Raw genomic sequence first — 18,087 nt, forward strand, 5'->3', positions numbered from 1 at the left:
GTATATATCCATTCAAAAATAAACATATTATCCTATTTTCACCAATAATCATATATTTTATCAAGTTTTTTCTTGTAATTGGCTACAAATAATTGATTTAATAATTACCTTTGTAAGGCACTTAGGAGCATCAAAAAGGATGATATCTTACTATTAAACTCAAAATAACCATCATGAAATTAGATACCCTAACAGCCATTAGTCCAATTGATGGTCGTTATCGTAACAAAACCGAAGAATTAGCAAACTACTTCTCGGAATATGCATTGATCAAATACCGTGTATTAGTTGAAGTTGAGTACTTCATAGCTTTATGCGAACTTCCATTACCACAATTGAAGAATATCAATCATACAATTTTTCCCGAATTAAGGAAAATAGTTACAAATTTCACAGAAGAGGATGCTACTCACATCAAAGAAATTGAGAGCATAACTAATCATGATGTAAAAGCTGTCGAATATTTCATCAAAGAAAAATTTGATGTTCTACACTTAGAGCAATACAAAGAATTCATCCATTTTGGATTGACTTCACAGGATATAAATAATACATCAATCCCTCTTTCTTTGAAAGAAGCATTAGAGAATGTGTATTATCCGCTTTTAGACGAACTTATAAACCTACTTCAAAGCAGAGCAGAGGAATGGGAAGAAGTATCTATGTTAGCAAAAACTCACGGACAGCCAGCATCCCCTACCCGCTTAGGTAAAGAGATAATGGTTTTTGTGAGTCGACTTAAGAATCAGGTTGATTTAGTAAAATCAGTTCCATTTTCAGCTAAATTCGGAGGAGCAACCGGTAATTACAATGCTCATACTGTTGCTTATCCTCAATACAACTGGAAAGACTTTGGCTCGAAATTTGTATCTGATAAATTAGGATTAGTAAGAGAAGAATATACAACACAGATTTCTAATTATGATAATATGGCAGCAATCTTTGACGGATTGAAGCGTATAAATACGATCATGATTGACTTGAATCGCGACTTCTGGCAGTATATTTCGATGGAATACTTTAAGCAAAAAATAAAAGCAGGAGAAATAGGCTCATCAGCCATGCCTCATAAAGTAAATCCTATTGATTTCGAAAACGCAGAAGGTAATCTGGGCATAGCTAATGCTATATTAGAACACTTATCAGCAAAATTGCCAATATCTCGTCTACAAAGAGACTTAACCGATTCGACAGTACTAAGAAATGTGGGTGTTCCTGTGGGACACATTATTATCTCATTGCAAAGTACACTTAAAGGATTAGGAAAGTTACTCTTAAATAAAGATGCTTTAGATAACGATCTAGAGAAAAACTGGGCAGTGGTGGCTGAAGGAATACAAACTATATTGCGTCGTGAAGGATATCCAAAACCATACGAAGCTCTTAAAGAATTGACTCGTACCAATGAGGCTATTACAATGACTTCTATCTCTAATTTCATTAATGGACTATCTGTTAGTGACGAAATAAAAGAAGAATTAAGGAAAATAACGCCTCATACATATACTGGAGTATAACTCAAATAGCCGCGAGGCTATTATAATTAATTGATTGATTAAAATTTAAATCTTATTACAGATGATTACAGACAGAGATAATGAAAGCCGAGATGGTTACTCATCATCAAATAAACCGTCTCTTAACAAGAATAATCAGAGTGAAGCGAAGAAAAAACGTCCTCGTGTAGGCGATACTCGCCCTGTGATTAACCGGGATAATAATAACTCTGACGACAGACGCAGCAACTATAATGCGGATGATAGACGTAGTGATTACAACTCTGGAGAAAGAAGAAGTAATTACAATTCCGATGACAGACGTAGCAACTACAATTCTGGCGGAGACAGAGGTGGCAACTACAATTCAGGAGAAAGAAGAAGTAATTACAATGCGGGCGGAGACAGGGGTGGTAATTATAACTCGGGAGACCGTAGAAACAGTTCTTATCAGTCAAGAGACAATAATCGCAGACCTTATGACAGAGATCAAAGATCTGGCGATTCTCAAAACAGATCTAAGGGACCTAAACAGTTATTTAAACCTGTTAAATACAAAGAAAATTTAGATCCAGAAACACCAATCCGTTTAAATAAATACTTAGCTAATGCAGGTGTATGTTCTCGTCGCGAAGCCGACTCGTTCATTACAGCCGGTGTAGTAAGAGTTAACGGAGAACTTGTATCAGAATTAGGAGCTAAAGTAAAAAGAGGTGACACTGTTACTTTCCAAGACAAACCAGTTCGTCTAGAAAGTAAAGTTTATGTACTTCTAAACAAACCTAAAAACACGGTGACAACTTCTGACGATCCACAAAACAGAAAAACTGTTATGGATTTAGTAAAAGGAGCATGTCCTGAACGTATTTACCCTGTAGGTCGTCTTGATAGAAACACTACCGGAGTATTACTACTTACTAATGATGGCGATTTAGCTTCTAAGCTAATGCATCCAAAATATGTAAAGAAAAAGATTTATCAAGTAAGATTAGACCGCGAAGTGGCCATAGAAGATATGCAAGCTATTGCTGACGGTATTATGCTTGATGATGGAGAAATTCATGCAGATTCGATCGCTTACGTTGGAGAAGATGTACTTGATGAAGTAGGAATCGAAATTCACTCAGGAAGAAATCGTATAGTACGTCGTATATTCGAAAAATTAGGATATCAGGTGCTAAAATTAGATCGTGTATATTTTGCTGGACTTACCAAGAAAAATGTAACACGTGGTCGATGGAGATATTTAACTGAATCGGAAGTAAACATGCTCCGCATGGGTGCATTCGAATAAACAATAGTATAAGGTAACAAACCTTGTTGCTGCTTTTGCATGTATAATGACAGAGATGGCTATACATGCAAAACGCAGCAATACATATTTTAGAGAACTTATAACCCTAGTTTAGGACAAACTTAAATTAAAAATGGAAACAATTCGTAGAACTAAAATTTCAGACTTGCTCCGCAGAGATGATTTTGGAGCAACCGTAAGTGCCAAAGGATGGGTACGTACCCGAAGAGGCAACAAATTTGTAAGCTTTATACATTTAAATGATGGTTCTACAATCAATAATATACAAGTAGTTGCAGATAATGAGCTATTTAATGAGGATATACTAAAAAAGATAACTACCGGAGCATGTATCCATGTAGTTGGAACCTTAGTAGCATCACAAGGACAAGGACAAAATTGCGAAATACAAGCTAAAGAAATAGAGATCTATGGTATTGCCGATCCTGAAGAATATCCATTACAAAAACAAAAGAATGGTCCGTCTTTAGAATATCTTCGTGAAATTGCACACTTGCGCCCCAGAACAAATACTTTTGGAGCAATCCTTCGTATGCGTCACCACATGTCATTTGCTATCCATAAATATTTTAATGATCATGGATTTTATTACCTGCATACGCCTATTATTACAGCGTCTGATGCTGAAGGTGCGGGTTCAATGTTTCAAGCAACCACATTAGATTTCAATAATACACCTCGTACCGAAACTGGTGCAGTAGACTACAGTCAGGATTTCTTCGGACGTCAGACTAATCTTACAGTTTCAGGACAATTAGAAGGTGAACTAGGAGCTATGGCATTAGGTGCTATATACACCTTTGGCCCTACATTCCGTGCAGAGAACTCTAATACTCCTCGACATCTTGCCGAATTCTGGATGATAGAGCCGGAAGTAGCATTCTATGATATCAACGATAACATGGATTTAGCTGAAGACTTCTTACAATATCTAATCAAATATGCGCTTGAGAATTGTAAAGATGATATTGCTTTCTTAGCCGATAAATATGACAAAGAATTAATTGATAGATTAAACTTCGTTACCAATAATAAATTTATTCGCTTGACATACACCGAAGGAGTTAAGATCTTAGAGGAAAGTAAGCATAAATTCGAATTTCCTGTCTATTGGGGTGCCGACCTTCAATCAGAACACGAACGTTATTTGGTAGAGCAACATTTCAAATGTCCCGTAATTTTGACTGATTATCCAAAAGAGATCAAGTCATTCTACATGAAACAAAATGAAGATGGCAAAACTGTTCGTGGAATGGATGTTTTATTCCCGAAAATTGGAGAAATAATTGGCGGATCTGAACGTGAAGCGGATTACGACAAACTAATGAATCGTATCAAAGAAACAGAAATGAATGCAGATCCGATATGGTGGTATTTAGAAACCCGTAAATTTGGAACAGCTCCTCATGCCGGATTCGGGCTTGGATTTGAACGTCTCATGCTATTCGTTACTGGTATGGCTAACATTAGAGATGTAATACCGTTCCCTCGAACGCCACACAACGCTGAATTTTAAAGAAACAAATATTTTGCAGCAGAATCAATATATTCTGCTGCACTATTTTTACACACCACAATATGCTATCACTTTTAAAGAGTTGGAATTATAAAGAAGACTTAGCTCAACTAAAGAAAATGTTCAGATTATTTTTCCCAAGAGGTAAATCTGAAGTTACTCTTTTTATTGTTTTCTTTTTAATTTATGGATCATTAGCCACATTCATGGCTTTAGCTACAAATATAACAGACCAACCAACAGTAAAAACCGATGCATATTTTTCTTTTGATAATGCTCTAATATCTCATCATGGATTTCAAAATTTAGAGGGTCATCCTCTAATGGCATTATTTACGTTTCCAATTATTTATGTTGGGATTATATTTAATTTAATATTCGCAACAGTTAAAGCTAAGGCTCTTTTTCTTGTATTAGTTTGCACATATTTAGTTAGCTCATCCATTATCTATATATATCGTTATCTAAAAGAGATTATAAACTTAAATGGCTATATTACATATCTTCTGATCTCTTTTTATGCAACTACATCCACACTTATAATCTTATCATTTACATTCGAATCGTACACATATTCATTATTCCTTCTCACATTTAGCTTATATTACTATTCGTATAGAATTAAAAATCAATTAGCAACTCCTTTCTCTATAAATATTATACTTGCAATATCATTAGGAGGAATAACAATTACTAATTTTGTAAAAGGCTTAATTCCTATTTTATTTATTCCTAATGATCTAAAGTTAATCATAAAAAGAGTTTCGATAATCAGTGCCATATTCATATCTATACTTATTGTCCTAGAAATCAAAGAGAATATTTTCTCGAATATTCAGAACCGACTCGATCTTTTTATTATTGATTCAACTCTTGTTTATAAGTACATTATTGATTTCTTTTGGGGCGCAGCTATCCTCTTTCCTGAAATTATAAAATCAGGTTATTATGGAGGACCTATTGAAGTTATTTCTACAGATTTTTACACGGGGTGGTGGCAATACCTAATAGTATCATTAATATTTATATTTATGATTGGAGGGAGTATCTTAAACTATAAAAACAAATTAATATACATCCCTATATTATTTTTTATGGTAGATATATTTATACATGTTATCATGAAATATGGAATTAATGAAGGAATAATATATGGCGGACATTGGATCTTTATTATTCCCGTATTAATTGGATGGCTATACAAATCTTTGAAGACTGCTCAACAAAAAGCTTTAGAAATCCTATTATCCTTACTATTCATTGCTCTTTGTGTCAATAATATTACTCAAATGAATACTTTCATTAAGCTTGCACAAGAACTCTTCCCTGCAAGTTGAAGGACAAATTAATTAATATGTCAGCACTATTAGAAAAATGGAACTGGACAGCAAATTTTGAACAAATAAAGAACATTCTAAATTTATTGCTTCCTAAAGATAAAAAAGAAATAATACTCTTCATATTTCTCTTTTCTTTCTATGGATTCTTTGGATTTATGATTGCTCATGGAACATCAATACAAGATTATTCTTTAAAACAATGTGATCTTTATTTTAGCTTTGATGCCGGTTTTATATTCCATCAGGGAAAAAGCTATCAGAACAGTATTCATCCTCTTCTTAAGTTATTTTGTGTCCCGATTATATACATTCTCGACAATATCACGGTTTTAGTCGGAAATTACAAAATCAAAACATACATACTAACGATGTTATGTAATTGTCTCATATCTATGTCTATTATATATGTATATAGATATCTCAAAGAGATTGTTAGCTTAAAAGGCTATATTGTATATCCACTGATTGTATTTTATAGTATCTTTTTCACAAATTTGATTTTAAGCTTTACAACTGAGACATATACTATATCTATATTTCTATTGAGTTTTATGGTTTATTATTATTCACATTGCATTGTCACAAATAAGCAAGTTAGACTTCTACCCAACTTAATTTTTACAATTATTTTAGGTGGAATAACCATAACAAACTCAATAAAAGGCATAATTCCAATCTTATTTACTAAAGATAAATTACATTTCATTTTTAGAAAGATCGGAATTATAGCATCTATTCTATTTATTGCAGCCATCCTATATCTCTTTGTCAATAATATTAATTTATTAAATGAAGTAGATACCAGATTAAAATATGTGTCTACAGAGCAAAACAACACACCCTACTTAGAGTATCTTGCATCTTTTATTGGTACACCTATTATATTCTCTGAGCTCTATGCTAGAACTGTTCAATTAGAATGGATAAGCTATCCTTTACAGCTTATAGAGGTCAAATTTCTTAATCAAGTATGGCAATATATATTCATATCTGTATTGGTACTACTACTATTAATCTCTATTATTAGAAATAGGCATAATAAGACAGTTCTTTTAATAGCATCTCTATTTTCCGTAGACATACTTATACATATTATCCTAAAATATGGAGCGTCTGAGCCTTATATCTATGGAGGACATTGGATATATGTTATTCCACTACTACTTGGTTGGCTATACTCCTCATTAGGGAATAAGTGGTCTAAAGCTTATCTGATTCTATTAACTATGATGTGTATCGTTCTATTAATAAATAACACTCAATCCTTACTCGAATTTATAAATTTAGCGAAAAGTCACTATCCTGTTGATCTAAGAAATATATCCTAGTAATTATATTAGTATCTGAATAATAATCTAAATTGATCAATTAGATGTATTTTAGCATTTTAAATTATGTCTCTAACTAATAATATAAATAGAAAATGATTCAATCTCTTTATACATATCTTAAGCTACTTCGTGCTCATCAATGGATTAAGAACTTCTTCATATTTGCTCCGATCTTCTTTTCTTTTAATTTTTATAATATAGAAGCGATAGTAAACGCATTTTACGCGTTCATTGGTTTCTCTCTGATTGCTAGTTCAATATATATAATTAATGACTGGAAAGACATTCATCTTGATCAACAGCACCCTACAAAAAAGAATCGTCCACTTGCTGCAGGAACAATTAGTATAAGGAATGCCTTTATCGCATGTCTACTTCTTGTAATTTCAGGATTCTCAATTTATTTATTTGTTTTAGAAGATTATACTGCATCGTCACTATTGGCTTTCTATTTCTTATTAAACATCTGTTATTGCTTCAAATTAAAACAAATCGCTATAATTGATGTTACAATTGTTGCCATAGGATTTGTTATCAGACTCTTTATTGGAAGCATTGTTACTTCAATTATATTATCGCATTGGCTCATTATTTTAACCTTCCTTTTGGCTCTATTGTTAGTATTAGGAAAAAGACGCAATGATGTTTTAATATACAGCGAGACTGGACAAGAATTACGCAAAAGTATATCAGGCTACAACCTTGAATTTCTAAATACAATGATTATTACAATTGTAACTATTATTATATTTAGCTATATTATGTATACTATATCACCTGAAATCGTTGTTCGAAATGGTGAATACATGTATATTACATCACTATTTGTAATACTTGGACTATTCAGATATCTTCAAGCTATTTTTGTAGAAAAGAAAGGAGATAGCCCCACTAAACTAGTCCTCAAGGATCGTTTCTTGCAAATAGATATTCTATGCTGGATAATATCTTTCATTACAATATCAATATTAAAGCCTCTTTAATAATGTCATTACAGAATAAAACAATAGCAGCCTTTGATTTTGATGGAACAATAACCACTAAAGATACATTGTTCGATTTCATTAGATTCTATATAGGAAAACACAACTTACTTAAAGGGTTGATTATATTATCTCCAATACTCATATCATACAAATTAGGCTTTACAAGAAACGATATAGCAAAACAAAAGCTCTTTTCTTATTTTTTCAAAGACAAGAGTATTCAGGAGTTCAATAAAGTTAGCATAGACTATGCTAAACGAATAAAAGAGATTGTCAGACCTGAGATCTTAGAAAAGATTAAATGGCACCAAGCTCAGAATCATATTGTTATTATTATAAGTGCCTCCATAGTAAATTGGATAAAACCTTGGGCTTCAGAAATAAATATTAAAACTGTTCTTGGCACTGAAATTGAAGTCAAAAGCAACATAATTGAAGGAGTGTTCAGCTCTAAGAACTGCTATGGACAAGAGAAAATAAATCGTCTAATAGCCCAATATCCAAACCGAGATGAGTATGTTCTATATGCTTACGGAGATAGTCGTGGAGATAAAGAATTGTTAGCTTTCTCAGACCATCCAACTCTAATAAAGTAAACTTAGCGCCAATAATAACAATGAATATAGTGAATTGTAAAAATTGCAATAACCAATCAGATAGCAAATATTGCCCTTCTTGTGGGCAATTAATGAATACTCATCGCATCAATTTACAATACCTAGTTCATGAAATTCAACATAGCATATTTCATGTTGACAAAGGTATATTATATACAATAAAAGAATTGGCTCTAAGACCAGGAAAGACCTTAACTGAATATCTTTCGGGTAAGAGAGCTAGTTATTTCAAACCATTTGCCTTTGTAACTATTCTAGCAACTATATATGGTTTGCTAAGCCATTATTTACATATTTATCCTGAGATTCAAATTTTAAATGACACATCTCAATCACAGAAAATAACTGACATAGCCTTTGATTGGTTATATAAACATTATGCATTAACGACATATTTACTTATTCCATTTTATGCATTATTGTCATACTTATTATTTAAAAGCAAGTATAACTATTTTGAACATCTAGTTATCAATGCTTATCTGATCGGCTTTCAAATCATACTATTAATAATATGTCTTCCTTTCAGTTATATATCAATATCTCTTTACTTTTTTCTCCCAACTATTGTATCTTTCTTATATTTTGCATGGGCATTCCATCAAACATTTAATAATCATCTCTTTATTAGTATTTTTAAAACAATATTAATCACGATATTTAGCAGTGTTTTAGGCTTAATATTAGGTCTTCTTGGAGGATTATTATTCGCTATATAACAGCATATCCCAATAAGGTAGGAGATTTTTGTAAATATTCTTAATTAAATTTTAGAACATCTATTGAGACTAGTCGTGAATACTCAAGATTCACACACAATAGAGCTCCTATGTCTATTATCTCACGAAATTAGCATCCCTTAGAGTTAAGTGATTATAATCGCTTAAAGCAAATCTATTCTAGTATATAATTATTATCTCAACTTCTCCCCTTAATGCTGTCAGCAAAACCTCTTATCACAGTTTTGTTTTTGTTTAGAAAAGAATAATTTAAACAAAAAAAGCACTCTCATAAATGAGAGTGCTTTTATAAAAGAGTAATATCTTATTATTATTCTTCAGTCTTTTTGTCTTCACCTTCCACTTTAGCTTTAGCTGCTTTTGGCGCTTTAGCTTTAGGTTCTTTCACTTCAGAAGCTACTTCTGTACCTTCATCAGCTTTCTTTTTAGAACGACGTGTCTTAGGTTTAGCTGCAGCTTTAGCAGTTTCTTTCAACATATTGTCGTTATAGTCTACTAATTCAATAAAACACATTGAAGCATTGTCACCCAAACGATTTCCAGTTTTGATAATACGAGTATATCCACCTGGACGATCTGCTATCTTTACAGATACATTTTGGAACAATTCTGTTACAGCTGTCTTACTTTGAAGATCTTGGAATACTAAACGTCTTGAGTGAGTAGTATCTTCCTTTGATTTAGTAATTATAGGCTCAATAACTTTTCTTAAAGCTTTAGCCTTTGCCACAGTTGTAAAAATACGCTTATGCATAATTAAAGAAGCACACATGTTAGATAACATGGCATTTCTATGCGTATTAGTACGACCTAAGTGATTAAATTTTTTATTATGTCTCATCGCTTATTAATCTTTATCTAATTTATATTTGGAAATATCCATGCCAAAAGAAAGGTTCAGACTATCTAGTAATTCATCTAACTCGGTAAGAGATTTCTTACCAAAGTTACGGAATTTAAGAAGGTCATTCTTATTGAACTGAACAAGCTCTCCTAAAGTTTCTACTTCTGCCGATTTCAAACAGTTTAGAGCACGAACCGAAAGGTTCATATCTACTAACTTGCTCTTCAACAATTGGCGCATGTGAAGTATTTCTTCATCAAATTCCTCATTACCATCAGTTTCAGTTTGTTCCAACAGGATTTTCTCGTCAGAGAACAACATGAAGTGGTGAATAAGGATTTTTGCAGCTTCTTTCAGTGCATCTTTTGGATGTATAGATCCATCAGTCGATATTTCTATCACTAATTTTTCGTAATCCGTTTTTTGCTCTACACGATAGTTCTCGATAGAGTATTTTACATTACGGATCGGAGTATAGATAGAGTCAATTGCGATTACATTAACATCATCGGAAAGACTACGATTCTCGTCTGCGGGAACGTATCCACGACCTTTGTTAATGGTCAACTCAATTTGAAGATTCGCACTTGGATCTAAGTGGCAAACCACCAGTTCGGGATTTAAAACTTCAAATCCAGATAAATGCTTACCTATATCTCCAGCTTTGAACACTTCCGAACCCGAAATAGTAATGCTTACTTTCTCATTCTCTATTTCTTCGACTATTTGTTTAAATCGAACTTTTTTCAGATTCAGGATTATATTTGTTACATCCTCTATAACTCCTGGTACTGTAGCAAATTCATGCTCAACACCATCAATTTTAATAGAGGTAATAGCAAAACCTTCAAGTGAAGAAAGGAGAATACGGCGAAGAGCATTACCTACAGTAATACCGTAGCCAGGTTCCAACGGACGAAATTCGAACTTACCGAAGAAGTTGTCCGCTTCTAACATCAATACTTTATCGGGTTTTTGAAATGCTAATATCGCCATGAAATTAATCTTTAGAATACAATTCTACTATCAACTGTTCTTTTATGTTCTCTGGAATATCTGCTCTTTCAGGTAAATGTAAATACTTTCCTGATTTAGTAGAGTTATCCCACTCTATCCATGGATATTTACTATGATTAAATCCTGATAAAGCATTATCAATAACCTCTAAAGATTTTGATTTCTCACGAACAGCTATTATTTGCCCTGGTTTTACAGAGTATGATGGAATATTTACAATTTTTCCATCAACTAAGATATGACGGTGTGAAACCAACTGACGAGCAGCAGCTCTTGTAGGAGCTATACCCAAGCGGAATACAACATTGTCAAGTCTTGATTCTAGGAATTGTAATAGAACCTCACCTGTTATACCACGTGCACTTGCAGCTTTTTCAAATAAGTTACGGAATTGTTTTTCCAATACTCCGTAAGTATATTTAGCTTTTTGTTTTTCACGCAACTGAATACCATATTCAGAAGTCTTTTTCTTTCTACCATTACCATGTTGTCCCGGAGGATAATTCTTTCTAGAAAGAACTTTATCCGGTCCGAAGATAGGCTCACCGAATTTACGGGCTATTCTTGATTTTGGTCCTGTATATCTTGCCATTTTTTTTAAATTAAAACATTAAAAAGAAGCGAGAATTGTGCAGCCGCGATTACAGAGAGGGTTACTTGCAATCAATCACAACTCATGTTTCTACTTAGAAATTGGGATTAAACTCTTCTGTGTTTTGGAGGACGACAACCATTGTGAGGAAGTGGAGTAACGTCAACTATTTCTGACACCTCTATACCTGCACCATGTATTGTGCGGATTGCAGACTCACGTCCGTTACCAGGACCTTTTACAAACACTTTAACTTTTCTCAAGCCTAAGTCATATGCTACTTTAGCACAATCTGACGCTGCCATCTGAGCTGCATAAGGGGTATTTTTCTTAGAACTTCTAAAACCCATTTTACCTGCCGACGACCAGCTGATCACTTGACCTTCGCTGTTTGTAATCGAAATAATAATATTGTTAAATGAAGAATGCACATGAACTTGTCCGTTTGCATCAACCTTAACGTTTCTCTTCTTAGCTGCGACTGTTTTTTTTGCCATATCAAACTATTATTTTGTAGCCTTTTTCTTGTTTGCAACAGTTTTCTTTTTGCCCTTGCGTGTACGAGCATTGTTTTTAGTACCTTGTCCTCTAAGAGGCAAACCAATACGATGACGGATACCACGGTAGCAACCGATATCCATTAGGCGCTTGATGTTCAATTGAACTTCTGATCTCAAATCTCCTTCAACCTTAAATTGGCTTGAAATTAATTCACGGATTGTACCAGCTTGTTCGTCTGTCCAATCTTTCACTTTAAGATCTCTATCAACACCTGCTTGTTCTAAAATTTTATTAGAACTACTACGTCCGATACCATATATATATGTCAAGGCAATTTCGCCTCTCTTATTTTGCGGTAAATCGACACCAACTATTCTTATAGCCATATACTAGATTATTTTTGCAAAATTAGTAAATTATCCCTGACGTTGTTTATACTTAGGGTTTTTTTTGTTTATTACATATAAGCGACCTTTTCTTCTGACGATCTTACAGTCAGCAGTACGCTTTTTTAATGATGCTCTTACTTTCATATTTTGTTTTTTTATTTGTATCTGAAAGAGATTCGACCTTTAGTCAAATCATATGGAGACATTTCAACTCTTACTTTATCGCCGGGTAATATTTTAATATAGTGCATTCGCATTTTCCCCGAAATATGAGCAGTAATCTCATGTCCATTTTCTAACTCTACACGAAACATTGCGTTAGACAATGCCTCTATAATTACGCCATCTTGTTCTATTGATGCTTGTTTAGCCATAAAAATTAATTTAGATTCCGTTATTTCCTAGTACAGCCTCAATAAATTCGAACGTCGATAAGATATCTGCTTTACCCTCACGAATCGAAACTGTATGCTCGAAATGTGCTGATAATTTTCTATCCTTTGTTCTTACTGTCCAGCCATCACTTTCAAAGACAACATTCTTGCTTCCTTGGTTAATCATTGGCTCAATAGCTATACACATACCCTTCTTTAACAAAGGACCAGTACCTCTTCTTCCATAATTTGGAACTTCAGGTGCTTCATGCATTTTGCGTCCAATACCATGACCAACTAATTCACGCACTACCGAATATCGTAGTTTTTCGCAATAAGTCTGAATGGCTTCACCAACATCTCCGACACGATTACCTTCGATGGCTTTTTCTATACCTTTATATAGAGATTCTTTTGTGGTTCTTAACAAAGCCTTAGCTTCTTCCGATACCTCCCCTACAGCAAAAGTATAGGCTGAATCTCCACAAAAACCATTCTTCTCAGTTCCGCAATCAACAGATATTATATCTCCGTCTTGAAGAACATAACCTCCAGGTATACCATGAACTACAACATCATTAACCGAAGCACATATACTTCCTGTAAAATCAAATGTACCTGGTGCACCTTTATAGCCTTTAAAAGATGGAATTGCTCCATGACTTCTGATAAATTCTTCAGCTATTTTATCCAAATGCAAAGTAGTAACCCCTGGTTTGATATGTTTGGCAAGTTCGCCTAGAGTCATCCCAACCAAGCGGTTACTCTCACGCATTAATTCTATTTCTTCTTCTGTTTTTAGGAAAATCATTGATCTATACTAAACTTACTTAATATGCCGCAATCGAGCCTGAACGACCTTTTATTCTACCTGACTTTAACAAACCGTCATAATGTCTCATCAACAAGTGACTTTCAATTTGTTGTAAAGTATCCAATACTACCCCAACCAAAATCAATAAAGAAGTACCACCAAAAAAGTGAGAGAATTCCTTACTAATACCAATTAAACTTGCAAAAGCAGGTAGGATAGCAACAAGAGCTAAAAATAATGAACCGGGTAGAGTTATACGAGACATAATAGTATCGATATAATCAGCCGTTTTCTTTCCGGGTTTAATACCTGGAATAAATCCATTATTTCTTTTCAATTCATCAGCCATTTGTATTGGATTGATAGTAACCGCAGTATAAAACCATGTAAATGCTATAATTAATAGAGCAAATATAAGGCAATATAACCAACTGGTGTTATCAGTCATAGAACGCATGAACCATCCAGATTTATCTGCAGTAGAAAATCCGGCAACAGCAACAGGGATAAACATAATTGCTTGAGCAAAAATGATAGGCATCACGTTGGCAGCATTCACTTTCAATGGGATGTACTGACGTGCACCACCATATTGTTTATTACCAACGATACGTTTTGCGTACTGTACTGGTATCTTACGAGTACCTTGTACAAGAAGTATTGCCATTGCAATAACAAACAGTAAGAATACCATTTCAAGCAAAAATACGATCAAACCACCAGCACTGTCACTTAGACGAGACGTAAACTCTCCAACTAAGGCATGAGGCAATCGGGCGATGATACCAACAAGTATTATAAACGAAATACCGTTTCCAATACCTTTATCTGTAATACGCTCACCTAACCATAGTACAAACATACTACCCCCTGCCAGAATTATGGTTGAAGGCAATAGAAAACTCCAGAATCCGCCAGGAGCAGCTCCTCCCAAAGCACCTAATAAATAGGCTGGTCCTTGGAAAAGAAGTATTACTAATGTCAGATAACGGGTATATTGGTTAAGCTTATTACGTCCACTTTCTCCTTCTTTTTGTAGTTTTTGAAAGTACGGAAGCGCTATACCCAACAGCTGGATTACAATCGAAGCTGAGATATAAGGCATAATACCCAATGCAAAAATAGAAGCGTTTGCAAAAGCACCACCAGAGAACATGTCAAGCAAGCCTAACAATCCTCCGGACGCACTATGGCGAAGAGCTTCCAAATCCGCTGGATTTACGCCCGGCAACACTACATGTGTACCAAAACGATAGATCACTACGAAAAAGAAAGTAGTGAGAATCCGTTTGCGCAGATCCTCAATCTTCCATATATTTTCTATTGTTTTTACAAATCCCATCTTACTTCAGTTTTGTTGCGGTTCCACCTACTGCTGTAATAGCAGCTTCTGCTGACTTAGAGAAAGAATGAGCTTCAACATCTAACTTTACAGTTAATGCTCCATTACCTAAAATCTTCACTAAGTGCTTAGATGAAACAAAACCAGCGTTGATCAGGGTCTGAATATCAATTTTTGTTAGTTTTTGAGCATCAGCCAAATCTTGAAGTACATTCAAATTAATAGGTTTGTATTCTATACGATTGATATTTTTAAAACCATATTTAGGAAGACGACGTTGAATAGGCATTTGACCTCCTTCAAAACCGATCTTCTTTGAATAACCCGATCTAGACTTAGCACCTTTATGACCTCTTGTTGAAGTACCACCCAAACCAGAACCAGTACCACGACCAATTCTTTTTCTTGTTTTAGTAGAACCTTCAGCAGGTTTTAAATTCGATAAATTCATATGCTTAGATTTTTTATCTTTTACTAGATTATTACTCTACTATAGAAACTAAGTGCTTTACTTTTTCGATCATCCCTCTAACCGCTGGATTATCTACGTGTTCAACCACTCTATTCAATTTTCTCAACCCTAGAGCATCTAATGTTCTCTTTTGATCTATAGGGCTATTGATTCTGCTTCTAACTTGTTTAATTTTAATAGTTGCCATAATTTTGATTTTCTTGCAAATTAACCTTTAAACACTTTCGCCATAGATACTCCTCTGTTTTGAGCAACAGTATAAGCATCTCTTAGTTCACCTAAAGCTTCAATTGTAGCCTTCACAAGGTTGTGAGGGTTAGAAGAACCTTTAGACTTCGCAAGAACGTCAGTTACACCAACACTTTCAAGCACGGCGCGCATCGCACCACCTGCTTTTACTCCTGTACCAGGAGAAGCTGGTTTGATGAAAACTTCTGATCCACCAAAACGAGCAAGTTGTTCGTGAGGTATAGTTCCTTTTAATACTGGAACTTTTATCAGGTTTTTCTTAGCAGCTTCAACACCTTTAGCAATGGCTGTAGTTACCTCGCCGGCTTTACCTAAGCCCCAACCAACTATACCATCTTCGTTACCTACAACGACGATAGCAGCGAAACTGAATGTACGACCACCCTTTGTTACTTTTGTAACGCGATTGATAGCCACCAATCTGTCTTTCAATTCGATATCGTTGGTCGATTTTACTTTATTATTAATTCCTGCCATTTGTATTAAAATTTAAGTCCACCTTTACGGGCAGCATCTGCCATTTCTTTAACTCTACCGTGATATAAATAACCATTTCGGTCAAATACTACAGATGTTACGCCTGCTTCTTGAGCAGCCTTAGCTACTAGTTCACCTACTTTTGCTGCCATCTCTTTTTTAGGAGCTTTATCTCCGATTTTAAGAGAAGAAGCAGAAGCTAAAGTTTTTCCAGTTAAATCATCAATAACTTGAGCATAAATTTGCTTGTTACTTCTGAAAACTGTTAAACGTGGACGTTCAGTTGTACCTTGTATTTTACTACGTACATCTAACTTTATCTTATTTCTTCTATCTGTCTTCGTTGTCATGATTTTTACAGTTTACGTAAATTATTTACCTGCCGACTTACCAGACTTACGACGTATAACTTCACCAACAAAACGAATACCTTTACCTTTATAAGGCTCTGGTTTACGGAATGAACGGATTTTAGCACACACCATACCAATAAGCTCTTTATCGCAAGATTCTAAAATGATTAGAGGATTCTTGTTTCTCTCAGATTTAGTTTCTATGATTATCTCTTTTGGTAACAACATATGAATGTTGTGAGTATAACCTAGAGAAAGGTCTAATTGTTGCCCTGCATTAGATGCACGGTAACCAACCCCTACTAATTCTAACTCTTTACGATATCCTTCAGAAACTCCAATAACCATGTTATTTATTAACGATCTGTAAAGACCATGCAAAGCACGGTGCTCTTTTTCGTCAGTTGGACGAGTAACCGTCAACACTTCACCGTCGACAGAAACTTTGATATCAGGATTTACACTTTGAGTTAATTCACCTTTAGCTCCTTTTACAGTAACTAAATTGTCTTTATCCACACTTACGGTAACTCCCGCAGGGATAGTAATAGGTAATTTTCCAATTCTTGACATAGTATACCTCCTCTTAATTAATAAACATAACATAAAACTTCTCCACCCACTTTCAAACCGCGAGCTTCTTTGTCAGTCATAATACCTTGAGAGGTAGACAATACAGCTATACCAAGACCGTTAAGTACTCTTGGCATCTCTTTGTATCCTGTATACTTACGAAGACCTGGAGTTGAGATACGAATTAATTTCTTAATCGCATTCACTTTATTTACGGGGTCATATTTCAAAGCTATTTTTATAGAGCCTTGAGGACCTTCTTCTACAAACTTATAGTTAAGTATGTAGCCTTTTTCAAAGAGAATTTTAGTAATTTCTCTTTTCAAATTTGACGCTGGTATTTCTACCACTCTGTGCTTTGCAAGGATTGCATTTCTCAAGCGCGTCAAATAATCTGCTATTGGATCTGTCATTATAAAATGATTTAAATTAATCCCGAACCCGGGACAATATTTAATTCTAAAAAAAATTTCGTTGTATTACCAGCTAGCTTTCTTGATACCTGGTATTAAGCCTTTAGAAGCCATTTCTCTGAATTGAATACGAGAAATTCCAAATTGGCGTAAATACCCTTTTGGACGACCAGTCATACTACATCTGTTATGTAGACGAACTGGAGACGCATTCTTTGGCAGAGCTTGAAGTGCTTCGTAATCTCCTTCAGACTTCAACTGAGCTCTTTTAGCTGCATATTTAGCTACTAATTTTGCTCTTTTAACCTCACGGGCTTTCATTGATTCTTTTGCCAT

General features: G+C 34.4%; 24 protein-coding genes. 8 read left to right on the forward strand and 16 right to left on the reverse strand.

What is annotated here, in order from left to right; genetic code table 11:
- Positions 1–173 precede the first annotated feature (173 nt).
- The 8 genes from purB to IR022_RS08965 all read left to right on the forward strand — a co-directional run bounded on the left by purB (position 174) and on the right by IR022_RS08965 (position 9,320).
- The gene (purB, locus tag IR022_RS08930) at positions 174–1,517 is read left to right on the forward strand and encodes an adenylosuccinate lyase (protein WP_194203468.1); all 1,344 of its coding nucleotides are present in this window, start codon (positions 174–176) and stop codon (positions 1,515–1,517) included.
- 61 nt (positions 1,518–1,578) lie between these two features.
- The gene (locus IR022_RS08935) at positions 1,579–2,790 is read left to right on the forward strand and encodes a pseudouridine synthase (protein ID WP_194203469.1); all 1,212 of its coding nucleotides are present in this window, start codon (positions 1,579–1,581) and stop codon (positions 2,788–2,790) included.
- Between the two features lie 133 nt (positions 2,791–2,923).
- Positions 2,924–4,327, forward strand: coding sequence for an asparagine--tRNA ligase (gene asnS / locus IR022_RS08940; protein WP_050709715.1), 1,404 nt, complete (start codon positions 2,924–2,926; stop codon positions 4,325–4,327).
- Positions 4,328–4,389: 62 nt separating this feature from the next.
- Complete coding sequence (locus IR022_RS08945; protein ID WP_194203470.1) at positions 4,390–5,664, forward strand: DUF6080 domain-containing protein; 1,275 nt, start codon at positions 4,390–4,392, stop codon at positions 5,662–5,664.
- Positions 5,665–5,681: 17 nt separating this feature from the next.
- On the forward strand, positions 5,682–6,995 hold the full coding sequence (locus tag IR022_RS08950) for a DUF6080 domain-containing protein (RefSeq protein ID WP_194203471.1): 1,314 nt from the start codon (positions 5,682–5,684) through the stop codon (positions 6,993–6,995).
- A gap of 95 nt (positions 6,996–7,090) precedes the next feature.
- The gene (locus IR022_RS08955; RefSeq protein ID WP_194203472.1) at positions 7,091–7,981 is read left to right on the forward strand and encodes a decaprenyl-phosphate phosphoribosyltransferase; all 891 of its coding nucleotides are present in this window, start codon (positions 7,091–7,093) and stop codon (positions 7,979–7,981) included.
- Between the two features lie 2 nt (positions 7,982–7,983).
- Complete coding sequence (locus tag IR022_RS08960; RefSeq protein ID WP_194203473.1) at positions 7,984–8,580, forward strand: HAD family hydrolase; 597 nt, start codon at positions 7,984–7,986, stop codon at positions 8,578–8,580.
- Positions 8,581–8,600: 20 nt separating this feature from the next.
- Positions 8,601–9,320, forward strand: coding sequence for a DUF3667 domain-containing protein (locus IR022_RS08965; protein WP_194203474.1), 720 nt, complete (start codon positions 8,601–8,603; stop codon positions 9,318–9,320).
- Positions 9,321–9,651: 331 nt separating this feature from the next.
- Here IR022_RS08965 and rplQ read toward each other — a convergent pair whose 3' ends face one another.
- From rplQ to rpsN, 16 genes are all read right to left on the reverse strand, one after another.
- Positions 9,652–10,182, reverse strand: coding sequence for a 50S ribosomal protein L17 (rplQ, locus tag IR022_RS08970; protein ID WP_194203475.1), 531 nt, complete (start codon positions 10,180–10,182; stop codon positions 9,652–9,654).
- Between the two features lie 6 nt (positions 10,183–10,188).
- Positions 10,189–11,181, reverse strand: coding sequence for a DNA-directed RNA polymerase subunit alpha (locus IR022_RS08975; protein ID WP_050709710.1), 993 nt, complete (start codon positions 11,179–11,181; stop codon positions 10,189–10,191).
- 4 nt (positions 11,182–11,185) lie between these two features.
- Positions 11,186–11,794, reverse strand: coding sequence for a 30S ribosomal protein S4 (gene rpsD, locus IR022_RS08980; RefSeq protein ID WP_050709709.1), 609 nt, complete (start codon positions 11,792–11,794; stop codon positions 11,186–11,188).
- Between the two features lie 107 nt (positions 11,795–11,901).
- Positions 11,902–12,291, reverse strand: coding sequence for a 30S ribosomal protein S11 (gene rpsK, locus IR022_RS08985; protein ID WP_050709708.1), 390 nt, complete (start codon positions 12,289–12,291; stop codon positions 11,902–11,904).
- A 9-nt stretch (positions 12,292–12,300) separates the two neighbouring features.
- Positions 12,301–12,681, reverse strand: a complete 381-nt coding sequence (rpsM, locus tag IR022_RS08990) for a 30S ribosomal protein S13 (RefSeq protein WP_050709707.1) — start codon at positions 12,679–12,681, stop codon at positions 12,301–12,303.
- Positions 12,682–12,711: 30 nt separating this feature from the next.
- Positions 12,712–12,828, reverse strand: coding sequence for a type B 50S ribosomal protein L36 (gene ykgO / locus IR022_RS08995; protein WP_006800238.1), 117 nt, complete (start codon positions 12,826–12,828; stop codon positions 12,712–12,714).
- Positions 12,829–12,839: 11 nt separating this feature from the next.
- Entirely contained in the window at positions 12,840–13,058 is a 219-nt protein-coding gene (infA, locus tag IR022_RS09000; RefSeq protein ID WP_050709706.1) for a translation initiation factor IF-1, read from the reverse strand.
- 10 nt (positions 13,059–13,068) lie between these two features.
- Positions 13,069–13,869 carry a type I methionyl aminopeptidase gene (map, locus tag IR022_RS09005; RefSeq protein WP_050709705.1) on the reverse strand — a complete coding sequence of 267 codons (801 nt, stop codon included), beginning with the start codon at positions 13,867–13,869 and terminating at the stop codon, positions 13,069–13,071.
- A 19-nt stretch (positions 13,870–13,888) separates the two neighbouring features.
- Complete coding sequence (gene secY, locus IR022_RS09010) at positions 13,889–15,214, reverse strand: preprotein translocase subunit SecY (RefSeq protein WP_050709704.1); 1,326 nt, start codon at positions 15,212–15,214, stop codon at positions 13,889–13,891.
- A gap of 1 nt (position 15,215) precedes the next feature.
- The gene (rplO, locus tag IR022_RS09015) at positions 15,216–15,665 is read right to left on the reverse strand and encodes a 50S ribosomal protein L15 (protein WP_050709703.1); all 450 of its coding nucleotides are present in this window, start codon (positions 15,663–15,665) and stop codon (positions 15,216–15,218) included.
- 31 nt (positions 15,666–15,696) lie between these two features.
- Positions 15,697–15,873 (reverse strand): 50S ribosomal protein L30, encoded by a 177-nt coding sequence (rpmD, locus tag IR022_RS09020; protein WP_050709702.1) that lies wholly within the window; start codon positions 15,871–15,873, stop codon positions 15,697–15,699.
- A gap of 20 nt (positions 15,874–15,893) precedes the next feature.
- Positions 15,894–16,412 (reverse strand): 30S ribosomal protein S5, encoded by a 519-nt coding sequence (gene rpsE / locus IR022_RS09025; RefSeq protein WP_050709701.1) that lies wholly within the window; start codon positions 16,410–16,412, stop codon positions 15,894–15,896.
- A gap of 5 nt (positions 16,413–16,417) precedes the next feature.
- Positions 16,418–16,762, reverse strand: coding sequence for a 50S ribosomal protein L18 (gene rplR, locus IR022_RS09030; RefSeq protein ID WP_050709700.1), 345 nt, complete (start codon positions 16,760–16,762; stop codon positions 16,418–16,420).
- A 21-nt stretch (positions 16,763–16,783) separates the two neighbouring features.
- Positions 16,784–17,338: a 50S ribosomal protein L6 gene (rplF, locus tag IR022_RS09035; RefSeq protein WP_050709699.1), complete on the reverse strand. Its 555-nt coding sequence runs from the start codon at positions 17,336–17,338 to the stop codon at positions 16,784–16,786.
- A 17-nt stretch (positions 17,339–17,355) separates the two neighbouring features.
- Positions 17,356–17,751, reverse strand: coding sequence for a 30S ribosomal protein S8 (gene rpsH, locus IR022_RS09040; RefSeq protein ID WP_050709698.1), 396 nt, complete (start codon positions 17,749–17,751; stop codon positions 17,356–17,358).
- A 66-nt stretch (positions 17,752–17,817) separates the two neighbouring features.
- Positions 17,818–18,087: a 30S ribosomal protein S14 gene (gene rpsN, locus IR022_RS09045; protein ID WP_194203476.1), complete on the reverse strand. Its 270-nt coding sequence runs from the start codon at positions 18,085–18,087 to the stop codon at positions 17,818–17,820.

It is taken from the genome of Dysgonomonas sp. GY617 (assembly GCF_015233815.1).
Lineage (GTDB): Bacteria > Bacteroidota > Bacteroidia > Bacteroidales > Dysgonomonadaceae > Dysgonomonas_A.